General features: G+C 75.0%; 25 protein-coding genes. 10 read left to right on the top strand and 15 right to left on the bottom strand.

What is annotated here, in order from left to right:
- Positions 1 to 4: 4 nt before the first annotated feature.
- The 3 genes from KPL57_RS01575 to KPL57_RS01565 form a co-directional block, all read right to left on the bottom strand.
- Entirely contained in the window at positions 5 to 1,261 is a 1,257-nt protein-coding gene (locus tag KPL57_RS01575; RefSeq protein ID WP_226350102.1) for an aromatic acid/H+ symport family MFS transporter, read from the bottom strand.
- Positions 1,262 to 1,303: 42 nt separating this feature from the next.
- Positions 1,304 to 2,623: a glycosyltransferase family 87 protein gene (locus KPL57_RS01570; protein WP_226350101.1), complete on the bottom strand. Its 1,320-nt coding sequence runs from the start codon at positions 2,621 to 2,623 to the stop codon at positions 1,304 to 1,306.
- Positions 2,624 to 2,741: 118 nt separating this feature from the next.
- Positions 2,742 to 3,689, bottom strand: coding sequence for a tetratricopeptide repeat protein (locus KPL57_RS01565; protein WP_226350100.1), 948 nt, complete (start codon positions 3,687 to 3,689; stop codon positions 2,742 to 2,744).
- A gap of 474 nt (positions 3,690 to 4,163) precedes the next feature.
- On the opposite strand from KPL57_RS01565, the gene KPL57_RS01560 reads away from it, so the two are divergent.
- Positions 4,164 to 4,409 carry a hypothetical protein gene (locus KPL57_RS01560; protein ID WP_062397308.1) on the top strand — a complete coding sequence of 82 codons (246 nt, stop codon included), beginning with the start codon at positions 4,164 to 4,166 and terminating at the stop codon, positions 4,407 to 4,409.
- A 163-nt stretch (positions 4,410 to 4,572) separates the two neighbouring features.
- Here the strand turns inward: KPL57_RS01560 and KPL57_RS01555 are convergent, their stop codons facing one another.
- Together KPL57_RS01555 and KPL57_RS01550 are read right to left on the bottom strand one after the other, a co-directional pair.
- Positions 4,573 to 5,376: an alpha/beta fold hydrolase gene (locus tag KPL57_RS01555; protein ID WP_226350099.1), complete on the bottom strand. Its 804-nt coding sequence runs from the start codon at positions 5,374 to 5,376 to the stop codon at positions 4,573 to 4,575.
- Positions 5,373 to 5,687 (bottom strand): thiamine-binding protein, encoded by a 315-nt coding sequence (locus tag KPL57_RS01550; protein WP_073578490.1) that lies wholly within the window; start codon positions 5,685 to 5,687, stop codon positions 5,373 to 5,375. The genes KPL57_RS01555 and KPL57_RS01550 overlap by 4 nt, the downstream gene beginning before the upstream one ends.
- 65 nt (positions 5,688 to 5,752) lie before the next feature.
- On the opposite strand from KPL57_RS01550, the gene KPL57_RS01545 reads away from it, so the two are divergent.
- A complete protein-coding gene (locus KPL57_RS01545) occupies positions 5,753 to 6,256 on the top strand; it encodes a MarR family winged helix-turn-helix transcriptional regulator (RefSeq protein ID WP_062397315.1) in 504 nt (167 codons plus the stop codon).
- Positions 6,257 to 6,266: 10 nt separating this feature from the next.
- Here KPL57_RS01545 and KPL57_RS01540 read toward each other — a convergent pair whose 3' ends face one another.
- Positions 6,267 to 6,461 carry a hypothetical protein gene (locus KPL57_RS01540; RefSeq protein WP_145983083.1) on the bottom strand — a complete coding sequence of 65 codons (195 nt, stop codon included), beginning with the start codon at positions 6,459 to 6,461 and terminating at the stop codon, positions 6,267 to 6,269.
- An 84-nt stretch (positions 6,462 to 6,545) separates the two neighbouring features.
- On the opposite strand from KPL57_RS01540, the gene KPL57_RS01535 reads away from it, so the two are divergent.
- Entirely contained in the window at positions 6,546 to 7,616 is a 1,071-nt protein-coding gene (locus KPL57_RS01535; RefSeq protein ID WP_226350098.1) for a hypothetical protein, read from the top strand.
- Positions 7,617 to 7,631: 15 nt separating this feature from the next.
- Here the strand turns inward: KPL57_RS01535 and meaB are convergent, their stop codons facing one another.
- Both meaB and KPL57_RS01525 read right to left on the bottom strand, forming a co-directional pair.
- Complete coding sequence (meaB, locus tag KPL57_RS01530) at positions 7,632 to 8,591, bottom strand: methylmalonyl Co-A mutase-associated GTPase MeaB (RefSeq protein WP_226350097.1); 960 nt, start codon at positions 8,589 to 8,591, stop codon at positions 7,632 to 7,634.
- A 75-nt stretch (positions 8,592 to 8,666) separates the two neighbouring features.
- On the bottom strand, positions 8,667 to 9,854 hold the full coding sequence (locus KPL57_RS01525) for an acetyl-CoA C-acetyltransferase (RefSeq protein WP_226350096.1): 1,188 nt from the start codon (positions 9,852 to 9,854) through the stop codon (positions 8,667 to 8,669).
- 138 nt (positions 9,855 to 9,992) lie between these two features.
- On the opposite strand from KPL57_RS01525, the gene mce reads away from it, so the two are divergent.
- The 3 genes from mce to KPL57_RS01510 all read left to right on the top strand — a co-directional run bounded on the left by mce (position 9,993) and on the right by KPL57_RS01510 (position 13,454).
- The gene (gene mce, locus KPL57_RS01520; RefSeq protein ID WP_062397320.1) at positions 9,993 to 10,451 is read left to right on the top strand and encodes a methylmalonyl-CoA epimerase; all 459 of its coding nucleotides are present in this window, start codon (positions 9,993 to 9,995) and stop codon (positions 10,449 to 10,451) included.
- A gap of 189 nt (positions 10,452 to 10,640) precedes the next feature.
- The gene (gene ccrA / locus KPL57_RS01515; RefSeq protein ID WP_062397321.1) at positions 10,641 to 11,972 is read left to right on the top strand and encodes a crotonyl-CoA carboxylase/reductase; all 1,332 of its coding nucleotides are present in this window, start codon (positions 10,641 to 10,643) and stop codon (positions 11,970 to 11,972) included.
- 132 nt (positions 11,973 to 12,104) lie between these two features.
- Positions 12,105 to 13,454, top strand: coding sequence for a hypothetical protein (locus tag KPL57_RS01510; RefSeq protein ID WP_226350095.1), 1,350 nt, complete (start codon positions 12,105 to 12,107; stop codon positions 13,452 to 13,454).
- A gap of 16 nt (positions 13,455 to 13,470) precedes the next feature.
- On the opposite strand, the gene KPL57_RS01505 is transcribed toward KPL57_RS01510, so the two are convergent.
- The 3 genes from KPL57_RS01505 to KPL57_RS01495 all read right to left on the bottom strand — a co-directional run bounded on the left by KPL57_RS01505 (position 13,471) and on the right by KPL57_RS01495 (position 16,190).
- Positions 13,471 to 13,707: a hypothetical protein gene (locus KPL57_RS01505; RefSeq protein WP_083474308.1), complete on the bottom strand. Its 237-nt coding sequence runs from the start codon at positions 13,705 to 13,707 to the stop codon at positions 13,471 to 13,473.
- 112 nt (positions 13,708 to 13,819) lie between these two features.
- Positions 13,820 to 15,604 carry a 3-hydroxyacyl-CoA dehydrogenase family protein gene (locus KPL57_RS01500; protein WP_226350094.1) on the bottom strand — a complete coding sequence of 595 codons (1,785 nt, stop codon included), beginning with the start codon at positions 15,602 to 15,604 and terminating at the stop codon, positions 13,820 to 13,822.
- A gap of 100 nt (positions 15,605 to 15,704) precedes the next feature.
- Entirely contained in the window at positions 15,705 to 16,190 is a 486-nt protein-coding gene (locus KPL57_RS01495; RefSeq protein ID WP_178376196.1) for a MarR family winged helix-turn-helix transcriptional regulator, read from the bottom strand.
- Between the two features lie 58 nt (positions 16,191 to 16,248).
- On the opposite strand from KPL57_RS01495, the gene KPL57_RS01490 reads away from it, so the two are divergent.
- Positions 16,249 to 17,055, top strand: a complete 807-nt coding sequence (locus tag KPL57_RS01490) for an alpha/beta fold hydrolase (RefSeq protein ID WP_226350093.1) — start codon at positions 16,249 to 16,251, stop codon at positions 17,053 to 17,055.
- A gap of 16 nt (positions 17,056 to 17,071) precedes the next feature.
- Here the strand turns inward: KPL57_RS01490 and KPL57_RS01485 are convergent, their stop codons facing one another.
- The gene (locus KPL57_RS01485; protein WP_374203650.1) at positions 17,072 to 18,604 is read right to left on the bottom strand and encodes an aldehyde dehydrogenase family protein; all 1,533 of its coding nucleotides are present in this window, start codon (positions 18,602 to 18,604) and stop codon (positions 17,072 to 17,074) included.
- 62 nt (positions 18,605 to 18,666) lie between these two features.
- Entirely contained in the window at positions 18,667 to 19,326 is a 660-nt protein-coding gene (gene nucS, locus KPL57_RS01480) for an endonuclease NucS (RefSeq protein ID WP_226350092.1), read from the bottom strand.
- 87 nt (positions 19,327 to 19,413) lie between these two features.
- Between nucS and KPL57_RS01475 the strand changes: the two genes are divergently transcribed.
- A complete protein-coding gene (locus KPL57_RS01475; protein ID WP_226368235.1) occupies positions 19,414 to 19,908 on the top strand; it encodes an NUDIX hydrolase in 495 nt (164 codons plus the stop codon).
- A gap of 58 nt (positions 19,909 to 19,966) precedes the next feature.
- On the opposite strand, the gene KPL57_RS01470 is transcribed toward KPL57_RS01475, so the two are convergent.
- A complete protein-coding gene (locus KPL57_RS01470) occupies positions 19,967 to 21,211 on the bottom strand; it encodes a cytochrome P450 (RefSeq protein ID WP_226350090.1) in 1,245 nt (414 codons plus the stop codon).
- A gap of 29 nt (positions 21,212 to 21,240) precedes the next feature.
- A complete protein-coding gene (locus KPL57_RS01465) occupies positions 21,241 to 22,002 on the bottom strand; it encodes a TetR/AcrR family transcriptional regulator (protein WP_226350089.1) in 762 nt (253 codons plus the stop codon).
- A gap of 60 nt (positions 22,003 to 22,062) precedes the next feature.
- On the opposite strand from KPL57_RS01465, the gene KPL57_RS01460 reads away from it, so the two are divergent.
- Positions 22,063 to 22,836: an enoyl-CoA hydratase-related protein gene (locus KPL57_RS01460; RefSeq protein WP_226350088.1), complete on the top strand. Its 774-nt coding sequence runs from the start codon at positions 22,063 to 22,065 to the stop codon at positions 22,834 to 22,836.
- Positions 22,837 to 22,859: 23 nt separating this feature from the next.
- Entirely contained in the window at positions 22,860 to 23,765 is a 906-nt protein-coding gene (locus KPL57_RS01455; protein WP_226350087.1) for a transporter substrate-binding domain-containing protein, read from the top strand.
- Positions 23,766 to 23,799: the final 34 nt, after the last annotated feature.

The raw sequence follows: 23,799 nt of genomic DNA, 5'->3' as shown, positions 1-23,799 counted from the left end.
CGGCTCACCCCGTCACGCGCCGGTCGGCGGGCACCGCCAGTACCGCCAGGGCCCCCAGCGCGGCGACCGCCCCGAACGCGAAGAAGCCCCACGGGTAGGCGAGGCCCGCGGTGAGCAGCACACCGCCGAGGATCGGACCGCAGATCGCACCGAGCCGGCCGATCCCGCTGGCCGCCCCGAGCGCCGAGGCCCGCGCGTGGTCCGGGTAGTGCCGGCTGACGAACGCGTAGACCAGCACCTGCGAGCTGAACACGAACACGCCCGCGAGCAGGACGCTCACGTAGATCCCGCCGCCGGGCAGCGGCACCGCGAGCAGCGCCAGGAACACCGCGCCCGCGACGAACCAGCCGACCGTCGCCGTGCGCAGCCCGATCCGGTCGGCGACCCGGCCCGCGACGAGCAGCCCGACGATCGCGCCGACGTTCAGCACGAGCAGCTGGGCCAGCGCCGCGTCGAGCCCGTACCCGGCGACCCGCATGATCTGCGGCAGCCAGGTGTTGAGGCCGTAGACCAGCAGCAGTCCCATGAACGAGGCGACCCAGAACGCCACCGACGAGCGCAGGTAGCCGTCGCGGACGAGCTGGGCGACCGGGTTGCGCGACCGCGGCCCGGCCGGTGCGGCCGTCGCGCGGGCCTCGGCGGGCAGCGTGTCCGGCAGGTACCGGGCCAGCAGCGGGACCAGGACGATCGCCGGGAGCGCGCCGAGCACGAACATGGGCCGCCAGCCCCAGACCGGGATGACCAGGATCCCGAGCAGCGAGGTCGCGACGGCGCCGACGTGGTAGCCGGTCATCAGGGTCGTGGTCGCGCTGCCGCCGCGCCCGGGCCTGCTGTGCTCGTTCACCATCGCCAGCGCCACCGGCAGCACCCCGCCCAGGCCGAGCCCGGCCAGGAAGCGCAGCGCGCCGAACGTCCACGGGCCGGTCGCGACCGCGCACAGCAGCGTCAGCACGGAGAACGCGACGACGGTCGCCAGCATGGCTCGGCGGCGGCCGACGAGGTCGGCGAGCGGGCCCGCCGAGAGGGCGCCGGCCATCACGCCGAGCAGCCCGGCGGTGGACACCAGCGACGCCGTCGCCGGGGTCAGGCCCCAGGCGGGCTCCTCCAGCAGCGACGGCAGGACGACGCCGAGCACCACCAGGTCGAAGCCCTCGAGTGCCACCGCCGCCCAGCACAGCGGGGCCACCCAGCCCCCATGGCGGACCGCGTCGGGGACGGTGGTGGGTCCGCGTGCGGGGTCGGGTCGTGACGTCTGCGCCATCCGGGAGCCTCCTTGCGTCTCGGTGGCGCGGAGTCTGGACCGTCAGGCCGGTGCGCGGGTCAACTCTTCCGCAGAGCGGAAGGGCCGGTCGGGAACCGGTCCGGTCGCCGGACGCAGCAGCGACCACCAGGTCACCAGGAGGACCGCCGTGTAGAGCGCCCGCCCGAGCGGGGTCGCCCAGCCGCCGTCGGCCCACAGATCCGACCAGCTCACCGGGACGACGGCGAGACACCCGATCGCGACGACGACCCGGCGGCGGGTGTCCCCCGCCTCCCCCGACGCGACGAGCGCCAGCAGCCCGGGCACGAGCAGCAGCAGGTAGTTGTGCCAGGCGATGGGCGCGGCCAGCAGACCGGTGGCGAGCACCGCGAACAGCGCCGTCCCGCCCGGGTCGGTGCCCGCGGCCGGGCCGGCTCCGTGCCGGCGGGTGCGCCGCCCGAGGTGGACGAGCGTGCCGAGGGCGACCGCCGCGCCCACGAGGGTCCCGACGACGGTCGGGATCCCCCAGCGCAGCGCCTGGCCCGGGAGCGAGGCGTTGTCGGGGGTGGGGCCGACCGGCTCGACCAGCGCCATCGCCAGCCACTGGAACGCCGTCGGCCACCCGGCGACGGCGACGCCGACGAGCGTCGCGACCGCCGCGGCGGCGATCCCGGCCGCGAACGGCCGCCACCGGGCCTGCACGGCGGGGAGCAGCAGCACCGGCGCGAGTGAGGGCTTGAGGGCGACCGTCACGCCGTAGCAGGCGGCGGCCAGCAGCGGGTGCCCGCGCCGTTCGGCGATCCAGCCCGCGGTCAGCCCGGCCAGCAGCAGCGGGTAGATCTGGCCCAGCAGCAGCGTCCCGTGCAGCGGCGACGACGCCAGCGCCAGCACGAGCGCGCCGGTCGTCCGGCGGCGGCCCAGCCGCAGCTCCCGGCAGACCAGCAGCACCGCCCCGGCGACGAGCAGCACCGACAGCGCCGTCAGCAGCCGGTAGCCGGTGACCGGGTCGAGCAGAGCCAGCGGCGCGAGCAGCACCGACAGCAGCGGTGGGTTGAGGTTGTGCAGACGGGCGCCGGTGTCGTAGATCGCGGCGCTGCCCGGACCGTGCTGGACCAGCGCGTACGCCGAGGCCCGGAAGGTGTCGAAGTCGACGTGCATCCGCGCGATGTCGGTCGCCGGGATCCAGCGCAGCAACGGCGGGCCGCCCAGCAGGAACAGCAGTGCCGCGGTCACCAACGCGGCGACGGCGACGACCGGGGCCACCGGCCGGGCGAGGCGGTGCACGCCGTCGCGCACCGCACGCGCCCGCCGCGCCGTCCGCCCGGTCCACCCCGTCCGCACGGGGTCCGCCGCGGCGGGGCCCGACCGGAGGTCTGCGGTCACCGCGTATCCCGCCGGCCGGCCGATACGGCCCCGGTCCCCGTGGGCACCGGATCCGGCGGCCGGGGGGGTCCGCGGGTGGACCACCGGCGGCCGGTGGGTCATCGGGACGGGGTCCGGCTCAGAACAGGGCGCGGGCGAGCGCGCGCCGGGCCGTGGCGACCCGCGGGTCGTCGGCCGGGAAGAGCTCGAAGAGCCCGACGAGGTGCCCGCGGGCCCGGTCACGGTCCTCGCCGCCGGTCCGGGCGACGGTGCCGACCAGCCGGGTGAAGGCGGCCTCGACCCGGTCGGCGGCCAGCTCGGCGTCGGCCGCGGCGAGCTGGGCGTCGACGTCGTCGGGCGCGGCGTCGGCCCGCTCGATCGACGACGGGTCGGCCTGCTCCGCACGGGCGAGGAAGCGGACCTGCGCCAGCGCCGCCTTCGCCTGCTCGTTGGCGGGCTCGGTGTCGAGGATCGCGGTGTAGGCGGCCTCGGCGGCGGCATAGTCGCCCTGCTCCAGGGCGTCCTCGGCGGCGGTGAAGCGCGGGTCCTCGGGCTCCTCGACGGGCTCGTCCGAACCGGCCGCGGCCGCCCGGCGCTCACCCTCGGCGATGGCCGGCATCCGGTCGCGCAGCGCGTCGAGCAGGGACGTCACCCACTCGGCGACCCTGTCCTCGGGGATCGCGCCGTTGACCGCGTCGACCGGCTGACCGCCGACGAGCACGACCAGCATCGGGACCTGCTGCACGCCGAAGGCCTGGGCGACCCGGGGCTGGGTGTCGATGTCGACCCGGGCCAGGCGCCACGCGCCGCCACCGGTCGAGGCGAGCCGCTCCAGCTCGGCCGACAGCTGCTCCTCGCGCGGGTAGCGGCTGGCCCACAGCTCGACGACGACCGGGACCTGCAGCGACGGCTCGAGGACCTCGTTCTGGAAGCCCTGTTCGGTCGCGTCGACGACCCAGGAGCCGTCGCCCCCACCGGGCGCGGGCGGAGCACCCGCGGGACCGCCGGACGGGGCGGGCCGGTTCGCCGCATCGGCACGGGCCTTCAGCCCGGAGAGGTCGACCGCCCCGGCCATGGCCGAGGACATCGCCGCACGCTGGGCCGCCTGACGAGGATCTGGGCGAGACACGCCGTCCATCCTGGCACGTCCGTGTGTCCGGCGTGACACGCCCCGCCCGGTGACACGCGCCCCCGCGCGACGCGTGCGCCCCAGCCGGTCGGCGTCATCCCCTCGCCGACTCCGGGCCCCGTTCCCTCCTCGACCGTTCCCTCCCCGCACCCGGGCGACGCTGCTCCGTCCGGCCGCCCCTGCGCCGTTCGGTCGCCGGCCCGGCCCCCGGTACAGGGCCGCACGGCCGACGGCGGGGACGACGGCGCTCCCACGATCACCGGACCGGCGGAGCAACACCGGGCCTCGTCACTCGTTGAACACCCTGCAGGGACTCGATGCTGACTCTGCGTGATCGCGGCGGGGCGTTCCCCCGGTTGCCCCACCCCGCGGTTCCCTTCCCCGACAGAACGACCGCCGGCACCCCGGCGCACAACGGAGGGCTCCAACCCGATGAGCAACATGCAGACGACCGACAAGCCGACCCTGGCCTACGCGTCGCTGGCGCTGGGCATCATCGCGATCGCCGCGTTCCTCGTCCCGATCGCCGCCTGGATCCTGGGTGCCGCGGGCCTGGTCACCGGCTTCCTCGCCTACCGCAAGCCGGGCATGGCCAAGCTCGCCCAGATCGGCATGACCGTCAGCTTCGTCGGCATCCTCGCCGGCGTGTACTACTTCTCGACGATCATGGCGGGCTGACGACGGCTCTCCTCGCGGCACGCCGCGACGACGACACGGCCTCCGGACCCGGTCCGGACGCCCGACGGCCGGTGACGGGTCTCCCGTCACCGGCCGTCGTCGTCCCGGCCCCCGCCGCTCCGGGGACCCCGCCCCGGTGCGCGTCGGCCGGCAGGGCCCGTCGTCAGGCCGGCGCGGCGAGCCCGGCCAGCAGCTCCGCCGTCTCCTCCGGCCGGGTGAGCATCGGGAAGTGCCCGCCCGCGAGCTCCACGAGCCGCGCCCCGACCCGGTCCGCCTCCCGCCGTCCCGCGACGGGGCTGACGACCCGGTCCCCCGCGCACACCACCGACACCGTCGGCACCGCGGGCCACGACGACACCGGGCACGGCTCGGCGAGCAGCGACCAGTCCTGCGGGCGCAGCTCCGCCGCCGCGTCCGCGACCTCGGCCCGCCCGTCGCGTCCCGCCGCGTCGAGCTCGTCGGCGACGCCCCGGTAGAGCCCGTCGGCGACCGCCCGCGCGTCCGGCCAGTACGTGCTGACCCCCGGGCCGCGACGGACCTCGGCGTCGTAGCCGGCGACCATCAGGTCGCGCTCGGCACGCATCCGGTCCCGGTAGGGACGACCCGGCTCGGGGACGAGCGCCGCGACGAGGACCAGCGCCCGGACCCGGTCGGCGATCCGGCCGGCGGCCGCGGTGGCCACGAGACCGCCGAGCGAGTGACCGACCAGCACCACCGGCGGACCGTCGCCCCGGGTACCGGGCCCGCCCGGCCCGTCGCCGGCTCCGGCCAGGACCGCGTCGACGAGCTCGGCGTGGCCGACCCCCGGCGTGTCGGACGGAAGGTCCGGCGTGACCGCCTCCACACCCCGGGCCGCCAGTGCCCCGGCCACCGGCGCCCACGACACACCGCGGTGCCAGGCGCCGTGGACCAGCACGACCCGGGCCGGGCCGGGTCCCCCGGCCCCCGGTGCGGCCGGGGCGCTCACGCGCCGCCTCCGCGCAGGTGCTCCTCGACCCGCTCCACCTTGGCCTGCAGCTGCCCCTGGTACCCGGGCCGGATGTCGGCCTTGAGGACCAGGCTGACCCGCGGCGACACGGCGGTGACGGCCTCGACGGCGCGCTTGACCACCGCCATCCCCTCGTCCCAGGTCTCGGACTCGATGGTGGTGAACATCGAGGTGGTCTCGTTCGGCAGGCCGGACTCGCGGACCACCCGGACGGCCTCGGCGACGGCCGCACCGACGCTGCCGTCCCCGGAGTCCGATCCGGACGGGGCGATGCTGAAGGCGAAGAGCATGCCGACACCGTGCCACGCCCGGCATACGGAACGGATCCGGTCACGGCACTTGCTAGCGTCGGGCCATGGCATCCCGCGGGTCGCTCCCCTTCGACCCGATCCAGCGTGCGGCCGAGCTCTGGGAGGAGCGGGTCGGCCCCGCGCGCACGATGGCGACGGTCACCAGCGTGATGCGGGTGCAGCAGATCCTGCTCTCCGCCGTCGACGCGGCGCTGCGGCCGCACGGGCTGACCTTCGCCCGCTACGAGGCCCTGGTGCTGCTGGACTTCGCGCGCCGCGGCAGCCTCCCGATGCGGGTGATGGGCGAGCGCCTGCAGCTGCACCCGACGAGCGTGACCAACATCGTCGACCGCCTGCAGGGCGACGACCTCGTCCGGCGGATGCCGCACCCCACCGACCGCCGCGCCACCCTGGTCGAGCTGACCACCGAGGGGCGTGCCCGGCTGGAGAAGGCCACCGCCGCGGTGACCGGCATCGACTTCGGCCTGTCCGGGCTGGACCCGGCCGAGGAGGAGCAGCTGACCGCGCTGCTGCGCTCGGTGCGCCGCGCCGCCGGCGACTTCGCCTGACCCGCGCACCTCAGCCGGCCCGTCTCCGCCGTCGCGGCCCGCCCGGTGGCGGACCGCCGTGTCCCGGGCCGCGCCAGCTGCGCATCACCGATCCGCGGGGCGGCCGGGGCCAGAGCATCCGCCGCACCGCGGCCCGCCCGGCCAGCGCTCCGCTGAGGCCGGACAGACCCACGCACGCCAGGTAGTCGATGAGGTCCACGGGCACGCTCCGGAGGGTTCGGGGGTGGTGGTGACGCGGGTTGCGTCAACGGTGTTGACCCTACGACGGGGCACCGACAGAATCGGTCGCGTGCACGCTCCACCGCCCTCCACCGACCGGTCCTCCCCCGCCCGGCCCGGTACCGGCGCGGCGCTGCGGGCGGCGCGCGACCGGCGGGGCTGGTCCCAGTCCGAGGCGGCCCGTGCGCTGGCCGAGCTCGTCGCCGGGAGCGGCGGTACCGCGCGGGCCGCGAGTCTGAAGACCCAGCTGTCGCGCTGGGAGAACGGCCACGCCGTCCCGGACGCCGCGCACCGCGCCCTCCTGGCCGAGCTGTACGACAGCACCCCCGCCGGGCTCGGCCTCGCCGACGCGACCGGGCCGGACCCCCTCGACGGGGCGGCGCGGCTGCGCGCCGCGCTGGAGCGGGCCGCCGCCGTCGGGGAGGAGGAGCTGGACCTGCTGCGCGCCCAGTGGGCCGCCACCACCGCGCTGGACGACCGGCTGGGCACCGCCGCCGCCCACGACGCGGTGGCCGCCGTGGTCGCCCAGCTGCGCGAGCCGGCCGCGCACGCGCGGGACCCGCGCCGGGTGCGGGCACTCACCGGGCTGCTCGCCGCGGCCGCGCTGCGGCTCGGGGACCAGGAACGCGACCGTGCCGCCCCGGACCGGGCGTGGGCGGCCTACGTCGAGGCGGAGTCCGCGGCCCTGCGGGCCGGTGACCCGGGCGCCGCGGACGAGGCCCGGCACCGGCGGGAGCGGCTGCTGGCCGAGCTGCCGGCCGTCGACGCGCAGGACGGCGCTCCGGATCCGGCCGGACCGCACGGCACCACCGGAGGGCGCGCGGCCACCTCGACGGGCGCCGCCGGGCCCGGTGGGGCCGCCCCCGGGGACGAGGCCGGGCACAGCGGCGAGACCGGGCCCTGCCCGACCATCGACGTCCACACCGCCCCCGCGTGGCTCGCCGGCGCCGACGGCCCGCCGCAGCGCCCGGTCCGCGAGCGCACCGACCTCGCCCTGGACGAGGTGCTCACCGCCCTGCGCGACGGCGACGGCCCCGCCGCGCGGGCCGCCCACGCCCGGGCCCGGGCACTCGCCCTGCGCACCGGGTCGCAGCGCGTCCTCGACCGGCTCTCGACGCTGCCCGGGGCCACGCCCCCCTGACCGGGGGACATCGGCTCAGCCCGACTGCTCCAGCAGCTCGTCGGCGGCGGCCCACGGGTCCAGCTCGCCGCCCAGCACCCGCTCGGTGAGGGTGTCGAGCGCGTCGCCGCCACGCACCCGTTCCATCCGGGCCCGGACCTGTTCCATCCCGATGCCCTCGATCTCACGGCGCGCCCGCTCGCGACGCCGCCGTTCCCGTTCACCGGACTTCTCGGCCCAGGCGAGGTGCTCGTCGAGGGCGTCGGCGACGGCCCCGATCCCCTCCGAGCGGGACGCGACCGTCGAGAGCACCGGCGGCTCCCACGGCTCGGCGCCGTCCGGGGTGCGCAGGTGGAGCATGTTCCGCAGCTCGCGCACCGTGCGGCGGGCCCCCTCGCGGTCGGCCTTGTTGACCACGAAGACGTCGCCGATCTCCAGGATCCCGGCCTTGGCCGCCTGGATGCCGTCGCCCATCCCGGGCGCGAGCAGCACGACGGTGCTGTCCGCGAGCCCGACGATCTCCACCTCGGACTGCCCGACGCCGACGGTCTCGATCAGCACGACGTCGCAGCCCGCGGCGTCGAGCACCCGCAGGGCCTGCGGCGTCGCCCAGGACAGCCCGCCCAGGTGCCCGCGGGTGGCCATCGACCGGATGAAGACGCCGTCGTCGTCGGCGTGGTCGCCCATCCGCACCCGGTCGCCCAGCAGCGCCCCGCCGCTGAACGGTGAGGACGGGTCCACCGCCAGCACCCCGACCCGGCGCCCGCGCGTCCGCAGCTCGGTGACCAGCGCCGACGTCGACGTCGACTTGCCCACACCCGGGGACCCGGTCAGCCCGACGACGTGCGCCCGCCCGGTGTGCGGCGACAGCGCCGCCGACACCTCCCGCAGCTGCGGGCCGGCGTTCTCCACCATCGAGATGAGCCGGGCGACGGCGAGCTGCTCGCCGCGACGGGCGCGTTCCACCAGGTCGCGGGGGTCCGGCGGTCCGGGCACGGTCGGCCTCCTTGTCGGGGGGCGGATGCACGTCGGCCCCCGCCGAGGCGGGGGCCGACGTGGACTACACGGAGATCAGGACTTGGGGACGCGCACGATCAGCGCGTCGCCCTGGCCACCGCCGCCGCACAGCGCGGCCGCACCGACGCCGCCGCCACGCGCCTTGAGCGCGAGCGCCAGGTGCAGCGCGATCCGCGCGCCGGACATGCCGATCGGGTGGCCGAGGGCGATGGCGCCGCCGTCGACGTTCACCTTCTCCTCGTCGATGCCGAGCTTGCGGGCGGAGACGATGCCGACCGCGGCGAACGCCTCGTTGATCTCGACGAGGTCGAGGTCGGCGGGCTGGATGCCCTCCTTCTCGCACGCCTTGGCGATCGCGTTCGCGGGCTGCTCGTGCAGCGAGGCGTCCGGACCGGCGACGACGCCGTGCGCGCCGATCTCGGCGATCCAGTCCAGGCCCAGCTCCTCGGCCTTGGCCTTGCTCATCACGACCACGGCGGCCGCGCCGTCGGAGATCTGCGAGGCCGACCCCGCGGTGATGGTGCCGTCGGCGGCGAAGGCGGGACGGAGCTTGCCGAGGCCCTCGGTGGTGGTGTCGCCGCGCACGCCCTCGTCGGTCGAGAAGACGACCGGGTCGCCCTTGCGCTGCGGGATCTCGACCGGGGCGATCTCCTGGTCGAACGTGCCGTCCTGCGCGGCGCGGGCGGCGCGCCGGTGCGAGCGGGCGGAGAAGGCGTCCTGCTCCTCGCGGGTCAGGCCGTAGCGCTCGTTGTACTTCTCGGTGGAGGCACCCATCGCGACCTGGTCGAACGCGCAGAACAGACCGTCGTAGGCCATGTGGTCGGTAAGGGTGGTGTCACCGAACTTGGTGCCCTCGCGGGACTTGGTGAGCAGGTGCGGGGCCTGGGTCATCGACTCCTGGCCACCGGCGACGACGATGTCGAACTCGCCGGCGCGGATGAGCTGGTCGGCCAGCGCGATGGCGTCGACACCGGACAGGCAGACCTTGTTGATGGTCAGCGCCGGGACGTCCATCGGGATGCCGGCCTCGACGGCGGCCTGACGCGCCGGGATCTGTCCCGCGCCGGCGGTGAGGACCTGGCCCATGATCGTGTACTGGACCTGGTCGGGGGCCACACCGGCGCGCTCGAGCGCGGCCTTGATGGCGACGCCGCCCAGCTGGGCCCCGGAGAAGCCCTTCAGGGAGCCGAGCAGACGGCCCATCGGGGTGCGGGCGCCGGCGACGATCACGGTTCCGGACACGGGGTCCTCCATCAGGCTTCGTTGTCAGGTGGGCCGCCACCATACCCACGGCCACGACCCGTCCGGACGCACCGAACGGTGGGGGTGACCAGCGGCACAGGCTCCTACCGACGAGTAGAACCGGTAGCTTCTGCCCCCATGACGACAACCGAGGACGCCCTGTCGCCGCTGGTCGTGGCCGTGGACCACGTGGGCATCGCGGTGCCCGACCTGGACGAGGCCATCCGCTGGTACGCGGAGAACCTGGGCCTGGTCGCGGTGCACACCGAGACCAACACCGAGCAGGGCGTGCGCGAGGCCATGCTGGGAGCACCGGGCGAGGCGGCCGGCGCCACGAAGGTGCAGCTGCTCGCCCCGCTGAACGAGGACTCGACGATCGCGAAGTTCATCGGCCGCAACGGCCCGGGGCTGCAGCAGGTCGCCTACCGGGTCACCGACGTCGCCGCCGCGGCGGACGCGCTGCGGGCGAAGGGCCTGCGCCTGCTCTACGACGCCCCGCGCCGCGGCACGTCGAACTCGAAGGTCAACTTCGTGCACCCGAAGGACGCCGGTGGAGTGCTGGTCGAGCTCGTCGAGCCGGCCGCGGACGCGCACTGACGGACGAGACACGACCCCGTCCCGAAGGACAGTACGGACGTCCGGTGGGGTGCATCACGAAGCGCACTTCGGGTATCACCCTCACCGGCGACCTACGGTTAAGATACTACGCAGTAACTTGCGGTATCCCAAGCATCATCGGGTGAGCCCACCCGACTCCCCTGACAACGTCGCCATCGGAGGCCAGCAGTGAAGGACATCCGCGACGCCATCCTCGCCGGACGGTTCACCGACGTCGGAGGCCTGGAGGTGCCCGAGCACTACCAGGGCGTCACCGTCCGCGCCGAGGACGCGGACATGTTCGAGGGTCTGACCACCAAGGAGAAGGACCCGCGCAAGAGCCTGCGCGTCGAGGACGTCCCGGTCCCCGAGCTCGGCCCCGGTGAGGCGCTCGTGGCCGTCATGGCCAGTGCGATCAACTACAACACCGTCTGGACCTCGATCTTCGAGCCGGTCTCGACGTTCAGCTTCCTCAAGCGCTACGGCAAGCTCTCGCCGCTGGCCAAGCGGCATGACCTGCCCTACCACGTGGTCGGCTCCGACCTCGCCGGTGTCGTCGTGCGGACCGGGCCGGGCGTGAACAGCTGGAAGCCGGGCGACCAGGTCGTCGCGCACTGCCTCTCGGTCGAGCTGGAGAGCCCCGACGGGCACTCCGACACGATGATGGACCCCGAGCAGCGCATCTGGGGCTTCGAGACCAACTTCGGCGGCCTCGCCGAGCTGGCCCTGGTCAAGTCCAACCAGCTGATGCCGAAGCCGGACCACCTCACCTGGGAGGAGGCCGCGTCCCCGGGCCTGGTCAACTCCACCGCGTACCGCCAGCTGGTGTCGAAGAACGGCGCCGACATGAAGCAGGGCGACGTCGTGCTGATCTGGGGTGCCTCCGGCGGCCTCGGCTCGTACGCCACCCAGTTCGCCCTCAACGGCGGCGCCACCCCGATCTGCGTCGTCTCCTCGGAGGAGAAGGCCCAGATCTGCCGCGACATGGGCGCGGAGCTGGTCATCGACCGCAACGCCGAGGGTTACAAGTTCTGGAAGGACGAGACCACCCAGGACCCGAAGGAGTGGAAGCGGCTCGGCGCGAAGATCCGCGAGCTCACCGGCGGTGAGGACCCCGACATCGTCTTCGAGCACCCGGGCCGCGAGACCTTCGGCGCCTCGGTCTACGTCACCCGCAAGGGTGGCCAGATCGTCACCTGCGCCTCGACCTCGGGCTACATGCACGAGTTCGACAACCGCTACCTGTGGATGAACCTCAAGCGGATCGTCGGCTCGCACTTCGCGAACTACCGCGAGGCCTACGAGGCCAACCGGCTCGTCGCCAAGGGCATGATCCACCCGACGCTGTCGCGGGTGTACCCGCTGACCGAGACCGGCCAGGCCGCCAACGACGTCAAGCAGAACCTCCACCAGGGCAAGGTCGGCGTGCTCGCGCTGGCGCCCGAGGAGGGACTCGGTGTCACCAACCCGGAGAAGCGCGAGAAGCACCTCTCCGGCATCAACCGGTTCCGGGGCGTCTGATCCCCCGTTCGGTCACCCGGAGGCCCCGTCCGTGTCACACGGACGGGGCCTCTGTCCATAGCGGGGTGAACCCCGTGACCCTCGGTGCCGAACTCACGGCTGTGGAACGTCGGCGACGGTACGGTGAACGACATGGCCGGTGACCACGATGTGCCCGTACCCCGGACCGGTTTCTCGATCGCGCGCCGCGGCTACGACCAGGCGCAGGTCGACAGCCATCTGCGCCGGCTCGACGCCGAGGTGCGCATGCTGGCGGCCGACCGTGACGCCGCGGTCGCCCAGAACACCCGGCTGAGCCGCGAGCTCGACGACGCCCGTACCCGCTCCGAGGCCATGCAGCAGCAGGTCAACCGGCTCGCCGGCCCGCCTCAGAGCGTGCAGGGCATGAGCGAGCGGCTCCGGTCGATGCTGCGCCTCGCCGAGGACGAGGTCGCCGAGATGCACGCCGCGGCGAACCGCGAGATCGCTGAGCAGCGCCGCCAGGCCGAGGAGCACGCCCGCACCGTCGTCGAGGACGCGCGCGTCCGGGCCGAGCAGACGGTCGCGCAGGCCGAGGCCACGGCCGCGGAGGCCGCGCACCGGTCCGCCGAGCGCGAGCGCGCCGTCGAGGAGAAGCAGGCCCGCGTCGAGCGGGAGCTGGCCGCGCTGCGCGAGCGCACCGAGGCCGAGCTCGCCGAGCGGCGCCGTGTCACCGAGGCCGAGCTGGCCGAGCAGCGCACGACGACCGAGCGCGACCTCGCCGAGCAACGCAGCACCACCGAGCGCGAGCTCACCGAGGCCGAGCGCACCGTCACCGCCCGGATCACCCGCGCCGACACCGAGGCCCGGGAGAACCGCGAGCAGGTCGAGCACGACTTCCGGATCGCGATGGACCAGCGCCGCACCGAGGCGCTGACCTCGCTGTTCGCCGAGCGCGACGCGCTCGAGGCCGACATCTCGCGCCGTGAGCGCGAGGCCGCGGAGCGGATCCGCCGCGATTTGGACCAGGCCCGCACCGACGGCGAGAAGGTCCGGTCCGACGCCCGCCGGGACGCCGAGGCGACCACCTCCGCCGCCCAGCGCCGCGTCGAGCAGCTCACCGGGCTGCGCGCCCGGGTCGCCGAGCAGCTGCGTGGCGCGCGGTCGCTCATCGAGTCCGGCGTCGACGACCTCGACGCGGGCCCGGCCCTGGCCGACCTGCCCGCCGACGAGCCGCCCGCGGGGCAGGCCCCCGTCGAGCAGCCCCCGGCCGGGATCGCCGAGCCGCACACCGCCGTGGCTCCCGCCGCACCGGTCGCCGCCGACACCGCAGCGAGCACGCCCCGCACGGTCGAGGAGGCCGTCGCGGCGAAGGAGCGCCGGTCCGCCGCGGCCGCGGAGAGCGAGCCGGAGCCCCCGGCCGGGCCGGCGGGCAGCGGGTCCTCCGGGTCCGGCCGCCCCCGGCCCTCGCCGCGGGCCCGCAGCGGCTACGGCGGCAGCAAGCGCGCCGCCCGCACCCGCTGACGCGGAGCCGGGCGGCTCAGTGCCGCCGGAACCCCGCCCGACGACGGTCGCGCGCGTTCCAGCACGGCAGGTGCCAGTGCCGCCGCTCCTCGACCCCGCGGCCGTCCTCGGCGGGCCAGGTCACCACGTGCGGCATCCCCGAGGGCAGCAGCTGGTCGCAGCCGGGGCACCGGTAGTGCTTCACCGTGGTGCCACCCGGCACCCGGCGGACGTAGTGCTCGCCGTCGCGGCCGCTCTCGAGGTCGGTCGTCATGCCGCTGCCGAGCGGCGGTGCGACGGGACGGCCCCGCCCCCGTTCCGAGGGGCGGGGCCGTCGCGCACGCCTGCCTGCCATGCTCCCAGTCTCCCAGGGAGATCGGGATCTCTCAGCGCTTGGTGTAGTCCCGGAACCCGTGCCCGGTCTTCCGCCCGAGCCGCCCCGCGGTGACCAGGTGCTCCAGCAGCGGCGCCGGGGCGAACCCGGCCTGGTGGAACTCGGCGTGCAGGGACTTCTCGATCGCCAGCGACACGTCGAGCCCGACGACGTCGAGCAGCTCGAACGGGCCCATCGGCAGCGCGCAGCCGGTCTTCATGGCGGCGTCGATGTCGTCGGCGGTGGCGTAGTGGGCCTCGAGCATCTTCACCGCGTCGTTCAGGTACGGGAACAGCAGCGCGTTGACGATGAACCCGGCCCGGTCGCCGCAGCTCACCGGCACCTTCTTGAGCTTCTGGCACACGTCGAGGACGGTGGCGGCCACGTCGCGCGAGGTGCCGATCGTGGACACGACCTCGACCAGCTTCATGACCGGCGCGGGGTTGAAGAAGTGCATGCCGATCACGTCGCCGGGGCGGCCCGTGACCGCGGCGCACTCGACGACGGGCAGCGAGGACGTCGTCGTCGCCAGGATCGCGCCCGGCTTGCAGATCTCGTCGAGCGCGCCGAACATCGCCCGCTTGACGTCGAGCTCCTCGGCGACGGCCTCGACGACGAGGTCGACCTCGGCCATGTCCTCCAGCGCGGTGGTGCCGCTGATCCGGGCGAGGACGGCGTCGCGGCCCGCCTCGTCCAGCTTGCCGCGGGCGACCGCCTTGTCCAGGGACTTGCGCACCAGCGCGACCGAGCCCTCGACCTTGGAGTCGCTGCGGCCGCGGACGACGACGTCGTAGCCGGCCTTGGCGAACACCTCGACGATGCCCGAGGCCATGGTGCCGGTGCCGATCACGCCGACCCGCTGCACGTCGCGCAGGGTCACGTCGTCGGGCACGGCCGAGGCCGGGGTCTCGCCGTCGGCGACGACGGTGGAGCTGTGCGGGGCGGAGTAGGTGTAGAAGCCGCGCCCGGTCTTCCGGCCGAGCAGCCCTGCGGTGATCATCTGCTTGAACACCGGGTTCGGCGCGTGCATCAGGTTGCGCGACTCGCCGTACATCGTCTCGAGGATCTCGTAGGCGGTGTCCAGGCCGATGAGGTCGAGCAGGGCCAGCGGGCCCATCGGGTAGCCGCAGCCGTAGCGCATGCCGGCGTCGAGGTCCTCGCGGCTGGCGTAGCGCTCGGCGTACATCTTCGCCGCGTGGTTCAGGTAGCCGAACAGCAGCGCGTTGGCGATGAAGCCGGCGCGGTCGCCGATGACGACCGGGACCTTGCCGAGGGAGTCGGCGAACGCCTGGACGTCGGAGATGACGTCGGGCTCGGTGACGACGGTCCGCACGACCTCGACCAGCTTCTGCACCGGTGCCGGGTTGAAGAAGTGCATCCCGACGACCTTGCCGGGGCGGGTGGTGCGCACGGCCAGCTCGGTGACCGACAGCGACGAGGTGTTCGAGGCGAGGATGGTGTCCTCGGCGACGACCTTGTCGACCTCGGCCAGCAGCGCGGTCTTGGCGTCCAGGCTCTCCGGGATGGCCTCGACGACCAGCTGCGCCGGCGCCAGGTCGGCCAGGGTGGTGGTGACGGTGATGCGACCGAGGAGCTCGTCGGCCTGCTCCCGGGTGAGCTTGCCGCGCTCGATGGCGCGGTCGGTCGAGGCCGCCAGGTGGGCCCGGCCGCGCTCCCCCGCCGCCTCGTCCACCTCGACGGCGATCACGTCGAGACCGTTGCGGGCGAAGACCTCGACGATGCCCGCCCCCATCGTGCCGAGGCCGACCACTCCGACGGTCCGGAACTCACGTGCCACGCTGCAACCTCCTGGATCGGGACAACCCTGTCTTCCGCGTCGGCGCCGATCCTGTCATCCCAAGGTGCTACCAGTGGGTAACATGCGACCAGGACCACCCCTAGGTGCAGGAACGGCCCTGGTCGTCGGGTGAGGACGCCCCGTCGAGACGGGCCAGGAGCCGGGCGAGCACGTCACAGGCGCCGGTGAACTCGCCGTCGTCGAGCAGGGCCGACCACCGGCCCTCGATCTCCGCCACCCGCCCGCCCGCGACCTCCAGCGCGACCCGGCCGCGTGCCGTCGGGCGGATCAGCCGGGCCCGCCCGTCGTCGGGGTCGCGGACGCGTTCGAGGTAGCCGCGCCGCTGCAGGTCGTCGACGAGCTCGGCGGTGGCGGCCAGGCTCAGGTGCGCCCGTGCGGCGAGCGTCGTCAGCCGGACGCCGTCCACCCCGCCGAGGTTGCCGAAGATCTGCAGGTGCGCCTCGCGGATGTCACCGAACCCGCGCTCGGCGGCGACCGCGAAGACCTCGGCCCGGAAGTGCTGGAGCGTGCGGACCAGGAGCTGGCCGACGGCGGGCCGGTCCGCGGGAAGGCTTGACGCGTCCATGGCGCGTCATGATACTTCGGAAACCGAAGCTACGGATTCCGAAGTATCTGGAGGAGCCATGCCGACCACCGTCCGGACCCGCGCGGGACGACTGTCCGTCACGGTCGAGGGCTCGGGTCCGCCCGCCCTGCTGTGGCACAGCCTCCTGGTCGACTCGACGCAGTGGGACCGTGTCCGCGCGGAGCTGGGCGCCCGGCGCACGCTGCTGCTCGTCGACGGGCCCGGGCACGGACGGAGCGGCCCACCGCCGCGGGGCACGTCGTTCGCCGGGTGTGCCGCCGCGGCGCTGGAGGTGCTCGACGCGGTCGGCGCCGACGGACCGGTGGACTGGATCGGCAACGCCTGGGGCGGTCATGTCGGGTACCACTTCGCCGCACGCCACCCGGGGCGGTGCCGCACGCTCGTCGCGGTCGCCGCGCCGCACACGCCGCTGCCGCCGTCGCAGCGGGCGCGGATCGCCGCCCTGGTCGCGCTCCACCGGCTCACCGGGCCACACCCGCTGCGGGGCGTCGTGGTCGACACGCTGCTCTCCCCCGCCGCCCGGGCCGGGGACCCGGAGGCCGTCCGCCGCGTCGAGGAGGCCTTCCTGCGCGGGCACCGCACGGGCATGAACCGGGTCATGGTCGCGATGATGCTGCGCCGCCCCGACCTGACCGGGGTCCTGCGCCGCGTCACCGCGCCCACACTGCTGGTCGCGGGCGCGGCCGACCCGCTGTGGTCCGGGCGCCGGGCGGACGCCGCCGCCGCGGTCCTCCCGGCGGGATCGGCACTCGTCGTCGACGGCAGCGGGCACCTGCCGCCGCTGGAGGCCCCGGCGGCGTTCGCCGGGGCCGTCGTCGACCACTGGGCCGCGCCGGTCGGCTGACCGGCACGGCGGTGGGTCAGCGCCCGTGCCGGGCCTTCACGATGCCGACGAGCGTCTGCATCGTCCGCGCGGTCCGCTTGAAGCTGGTGACGACGATCGGCATCCCGAACCGCTGCCGGGCGATCGACTGGGCGCGGGTGAACTCGCGGAGCCCGTCGGCGCCGTGGATGCGGCCGAAGCCCGACTCCCCCACCCCGCCGAAGGGCAGCGACGGGATCCCGGCGAAGGAGATCACGCCGTTGATCGAGACCATCCCGCAGCGCAGCCGCTCGGCGATCTGCTCGCCGTGCTTCGCGGAGAACACGGTCGCGCCGAGGCCGTAACCGGTGGCGTTGGCGCGGCGGACCGCCTCGTCGACGTCGGGCACCCGGTTGACCACGACCAGCGGGCCGAAGGTCTCCTCGGTGACCGCGACGGAGTCCTCGGGCACGTCGGCGATGACGACCGGCGAGATCGACCCGCCCTGGGCGGGCACCGAGTCGGCGCCGCCGACGATCGCGCGGCCGCCGCGCTCCAGGGCGTCGGTGACGTGCCGGCGCACGATCTCGGTCTGCGACGGCATCGTCATCGGCCCGAGGTCGCCCTCGTTCGTGGCCGTGCCGACCTGCAGCTTCGACGCCGCGGCCCGCACCTTCTCCAGGAACCGGCCCGCGACGGACTCGACGACGTAGACCCGCTCCACCCCGACGCAGGTCTGGCCCGCGTTGGACATCCCGCCCCAGACGGCGGCGTCCGCGGCGGCGTCGAGGTCGGCGTCGGCGTCGACGATCAGCGGGTCCTTGCCGCCGCACTCCATGAGCACCGGCACCAGGTTCTCCGCGCAGGAGGCCATCACCCGGCGGCCGGTCGCGGCGGACCCGGTGAACGCGATCTTGCCGACGCCGGGGGCGCGGCACAGCTCGGCGCCGGTCGGCCCGAACCCGGTGACGACGGTCAGCAGCGGGTGGCGGCCCACCTCGGGAACGGCCTCGGCGAGCGTGCGGGCGATCTCGTGCCCGACGCCCGGGGTCAGCTCCGAGGGCTTGAACACCACGGTGTTGCCGGCGGCCAGCGCGTAGGCGATCGAGCCCATCGGCGTGAAGATCGGGTAGTTCCACGGCCCGATGACGCCGACGACGCCCAGCGGCCGGTACGCCACCGACGCCGCCTGGTTCGCCATCAGCAGGCCCGGGGACACCGAACGCTTCCCGAGCACCTTCGCGGCGTTGGCCGAGGCCCAGTCCAGGTGGTCGATGGCGAGCACGACCTCGAGGCGGGCGTCGTCGAGCGGCTTGCCGGTCTCGGCGGCGACGACACCGGCGACCCGGTCGAGCTGCGCGACCAGCACCTTCTTCCAGGCCGCGAGCCGGCGACGGCGCTCGGCGAACCCGAGCCCGTCCCACCACACCCCGGCCTCGCCGGCGTCGCGGACGGCGGCACGCACGTGCTCGCCGTCGTGGACGGGGTAGCGGGCGAGCTCCTCCCCGGTGCGCGGGGAGAGGGACGCGAAGTCCCCCGAGGCGGGCACGGCGGCGGTCGTGGGGGCGGAGTCAGCGGCGGTGGCACTCACGTGGTCAGGCTAGACGCCACGGCAGGGCCCGGCCGGGCCCGCGCTGGCCCGGCGGGGCCGCCTCAGAACAGGAGCAGGTCGTCGCGCGCCATCCCGCGCAGCGCGTCGTAGTCGACGGTCACGCAGCGGATCCCGCGGTCGACGGCCAGCGTGCGCGCCTGCGGCTTGATCTGCTGGGCCGCGAACACCCCGTGCACCGGCGCGAGCAGCGGGTCGCGGTTCATCAGCTCCAGGTACCGGGTGAGCTGCTCGACGCCGTCGATCTCGCCGCGGCGCTTCACCTCGACCGCGACGTGCGCGCCGTTCCCGTCGCGCAGCAGCAGGTCGACCGGGCCGACGGCGGTCATGTACTCGCGGCGGACCAGCGTGTGGCCCTCCCCGAAGGTCTCCGGGTGCGCGGCGAGCAGCTCCTGCAGGTGCGCCTCGACGCCGTCCTTGACCAGGCCGGGGTCGACGCCGAGCTCGTGGCTGGAGTCGTGCAGCACCTCGTCGATGGTGATGACCAGCGACTCGTCGGCCTTGTTCTTCACCGTCCACACGCCGGGCTCCTCGGTGAGCCAGCACGGTGGCGACATCCAGTTGAGCGGCTTGTAGGCGCGGTCGTCGGCGTGGATGCTCACCGAGCCGTCCCGCTTGACCAGAAGCAGACGGAGGGCCATGGGCAGGTGGGCGGTCAGCCGTCCGACGTAGTCCACCTGGCAGCGGGCGATGACGAGACGCACCCGGCTCACTGTAAGGCCGGGTGGATGGATCATCCTGGGCGGGTGATCGAGCAGACCTCGAGCCGCCAGGTGTACGCCAACGACTGGATGACCGTCCGGGAGGACGGCATCCGGCGTGCCGACGGCACCGGGGGGATCTACGGCGTCGTCGACAAGCCCACCTACGCACTGGTGATCCCCCGCGACGACGACGGCCGTCTGCACCTGGTCGAGCAGTACCGCTACCCGGTGGGCGGCCGCCGCTGGGAGTTCCCGGCGGGCACCGCGCCCGACCGGGCCGACGTGGACCCGGCCGAGCTGGCGGTGCGCGAGCTCGTCGAGGAGACCGGGCTGGCCGCGGCGCGGATGACCCTGCTCGGCACGCTGGACTGCGCGCCGGGCATGTCCAGCCAGCGCGGTCACGTCTACCTCGCGACCGGGCTGACCGCGGGCCCGCCGCGCCGCGAGCACTCCGAGCAGGACATGCGTGCCGCCTGGTTCACCGCGGACGGGTTCGAGGCGATGGTCCGCCGCGGCGAGCTGACCGACGCCCAGTCGCTCGCCGCCTGGGCGCTGCTGGCCCTGCACGACGCGCGGGCATGATCGGCGGGAGTGGAGCGCGGGACGCAGTGCACCGCACCCGGCGCTCCACCCCCGGCGATCACCCGGTGAGCACCGGCAGCGCCGCCACCCGGCTGAACCCGGGGCGGGGCAGCCAGGGGACCTCCGCGGCCGGTACGGCGAGCCGCAGGCCGGGGAAGCGGTCGAACAGCATCCGGAAGGCAACCTCGCCCTCCTGCCGGGCCAGCGCGGCGCCCAGGCAGTAGTGCGCGCCCTGCCCGAACCCGAGGTGTCCCTCGCCCCGCCCGGTCTCCCGGGCGACGTCGAGCTCGTCGGGCCGGTCGAAGGCGCGCGGGTCGTGGTTGGCCGGCAGCAGCCCGGCGATGACCGGGGTCCCGGCGGGCACGACGGTGCCGCCCAGCTCGACGTCGACGGTCGGGTACCGGAACTGGGTGAACTGCACCGGGCCGCGGGCGCGCATCAGCTCGTGCACCGCGCCCGGCCAGCCCGCCGGGTCGGCCCGCAGCGCGGTGAGCTGGTCCGGGGCGCCCAGCAGCGCCAGCACGCCGTTGGTGACCAGGTGCGCCGTCGTCTCGTGCCCGGCCATGACGATCGCGAAGATCATCGTGACCATCTCGCGGTCCGAGAGGCGGTCGCCGTCGTCGTCCTGGGCGGCGATCAGGGCGCTGACCAGGTCGTCGGCGGGCTCGACCCGGCGGGCGTCGACGAGGGCGTGCACGTGGGCGATCGCCGCCCGCAGCGCGGGCCCGGTCCGCTCGCGGTCCATCGTGGTCAGCACCGCGCCCCACTCGTGCCACTGCGGGCGCTCGGGCTCGGGCACCCCGACGAGCTCGCAGATCACGGTGATCGGCAGCGGGTAGGCCAGCGCCTCCACCAGGTCCACCGGCGCGCCACCGGCCCCGGCGGCGGCGACGTCGTCGAGCAGGGCGGCGGTGATCTCCTCCACCCGCGGGCGCAGCGCCGCCACCCGCTTCACCGTGAACGCGCGCGACACGAGCTTGCGCAGCCGGGTGTGCTCGTCGCCGTCGACGGTGAGGATGGTGCGCACCAGGTAGCCCGCGACGTCGTCGGGCACCCCCATCTTCGCCATGATCTTCTCGCGGGTGTCCGGCCCGCCCGCGAGCGTCCGGTCGGTGACGAACCGCGGGTCGGTCAGGACGGCGCGCACGTCGTCGTAGCGGGTGACGAGGACGGCGGGCGGGCTGCCCATCATCGTCACGGTCGTGGTCGGGGCCTGCTCGCGCAGGCGCGCGTAGGCGGCGTACGGGTCGGCGGCCAGGGCCGGGTCCAGCAGGTCCACGGCTCCGGTGTCCGGTGCGGCCATCTCACCACTCCTCTCCTCGCGCGCCCGGGTCAGCGGACGCGACGTCTCCACTCCGCGTCGATGTGCTCGACGAGCGGCCGGTACAGACCGGCGACGGCCGCGGCGACCTCCGACGCCCGGGCGGCCGGGGCGGGCCCGGTCAGCAGGCGGGCCACGCCGTGCTCGATCAGCTCCGCGGTGCGCCGCGGATCGGTGGGGGCGAACGGGCTCGCCGCGCTCTCGGTGAACAGGTAGCCCCAGGTCAGCGCACCCCAGGCGTGGACCTGCTCGTCCGGGGACAGCGCGTCGTCGACGAGGCCGGCCGACCGCAGCAGCCGGAAGTGCTCGCGCACCACGGCGTCCCGGCGGCGGCCCAGCTCCCCGAGGGTCCCGGCGGCCTCGTGCGCGAGCCGGCCGAGGACCTCGCCGTCGCCCAGGTACAGCGCACGCGCCACCTCGTCGGCGCGCAGCCGCTCGTACAGCTCGCGCGACATGCCCCAGGGCAGCGCCACGGCGGGCTCGACGAGCATCCGGTCGGCCAGGTCGGCGAACAGCCGCCGCTGCGAGCGCAGCAGCACGGTGAGGAACAGCGCGTCCTTGGTGCGGACGTGCAGGTAGACGGTGCCCTTGCCGACCCCAGCCCGGCGCGCGACGTCCTCGACGGTCACCCCGCGGTAGCCGCGGCGCACCAGCAGCTCGGCCGCCGCGTCGAGCACCCGCTCCATCCGCGCGGTGTCCTCCGCCGCGACCCCGTCCGGTACCGCCACCGCTCCCCCGTTCCTCGTTGTGACCGGATCAACGAATCTGGTCACGAGGTCACGGTAGCGCGTCCACCCCTCGGCGGCGAGCGGATTCCGGGCTACCGTCGTTCCATGACCGACTACGAGCACCTCCTGGTGAAGCAGGACGGCGACACGGTCCGGATCACGATGAACCGCCCGCAGCGCCGCAACTCCCTCACCGAGGACCACCTGCGCGAGCTGCTGGACGCCTTCGAGAGCGCCGGACGCAGCGACGCGACCGGGATCGTGCTGGCCGGGGAGGGCAAGGCCTTCTCCTCCGGGCACGACTTCGGCGACGTCGCCGCCCGCGACCTCGCGGGGGTCCGCTCCCTGCTGCGGCTGTGCACGACGGTCATGCGCACCGTGCAGGAGGTGCCGCAGGTCGTGATCGCCCGGGTCCACGCGACGGCCTGGGCCGCGGGCTGTCAGCTCGTCGCGTCCTGCGACCTCGCCGTCGCCGCGGAGTCCGCGACGTTCGCGCTGCCCGGCGGCAAGGGCGGCTGGTTCTGCCACACCCCGGCCGTCCCGGTCGCGCGGAACATCGGCCGCAAGCGGCTGATGGAGCTGGCCCTGACCGGGGACCCGGTCGACGCGGCCACCGCCGCCGAATGGGGCCTGGTCAACTACGCCGTCCCCGACGACGACCTCGACGCCCGCGTGGACGAGCTGCTCGCCCGTGCGACCCGGGGCAGCAGGCTGTCCAAGGCCGTCGGCAAGCAGACCCTCTACGCCCAGCTCGACCGTCCCGAGGCCGACGCCTACGGTGTCGCGGCCGAGGTCATGGCGTCGATGTCGCAGTCCGGGGGCGCCCGCGAGGGCATGGCGTCGTTCCTGGAGAAGCGGGCCCCGGAGTGGACCGACTGATCGGCACCTAGGCTCGCGGGACCATGCAGATCCGCACCACCACCCGGCTGAGCCGGCGCCGCCTGCTGGGGGCGGCCGCCGCCCTCGGCGGGACCGCGCTGGCCGCGCCGCTGCTGGGCGGCTGCGGGGGGCCGTCGGACCCGCTGTCCCGGCTGCAGGCCGGCGGCGACGTCGTCGTCGGACTGTCCGGGGAGCGCCCGTTCGGCTACACCGACGGCTCCGGCCGGGCCACCGGGGAGAGCCCGGAGGTGGCCCGCGCGGTCGTCACCGGCCTCGGCGGCAGCGGCCTGGCCGCGGTCCAGACGAGGTTCGACCAGCTCGTCCCCGGCCTGCTCGACGGCCGCTTCGACGTCATCGCGGTCGGGCTGACGATCACCGCGCTGCGCTGCCAGCAGGTCGCGTTCTCCCGCCCCGACTACGTGGCGGGCACCGGCCTGGTGGTCCCGGTCGGGAACCCGCTGGGCGTCGCGACGCTGGCCGGGGTCCGCCGGTCCGGGGCGACGCTGGCGGTGCTCGACGGCAGCGCCGAGCAGGAGTACGCGCTCGCGGCGGGCATCCGGGCCGAGCACATCGTCACCGTCGACTCGCAGGGCGCGCTGGTGCGCGAGGTCGCGAACGGCGGCGCGCAGGTCGGGGCGCTCACCCGCATCTCGCTGCTCGACGAGGTCCGCCGCAACGCGGGCATCGGCCTGGAGGTGACCGCCGCGTTCGCCCCCGAGGTCGCGGGACGACCGGTCGTCGGGGCCGGGGCGTTCGCGTTCCGCCCCGCCGACGGTGCCTTCCGCGACGAGTTCGACCGCGGGCTCACCGCGCTGCAGGACTCCGGGCGCTGGCTGGAGCTCGCCGCGCCGTTCGGGTTCACCGCGGCGAACCTGCCGCCGCGCGACCTCACCGTCGACGAGCTCTGCGCCCGCACCCCCGACTCCTGAGCCGCGCGGCCGCCGGACTGGAATGATCCGGGCC

Source organism: Pseudonocardia sp. ICBG601, from assembly GCF_020496245.1.
This window is presented reverse-complemented; position numbering and strand designations above follow the sequence as displayed.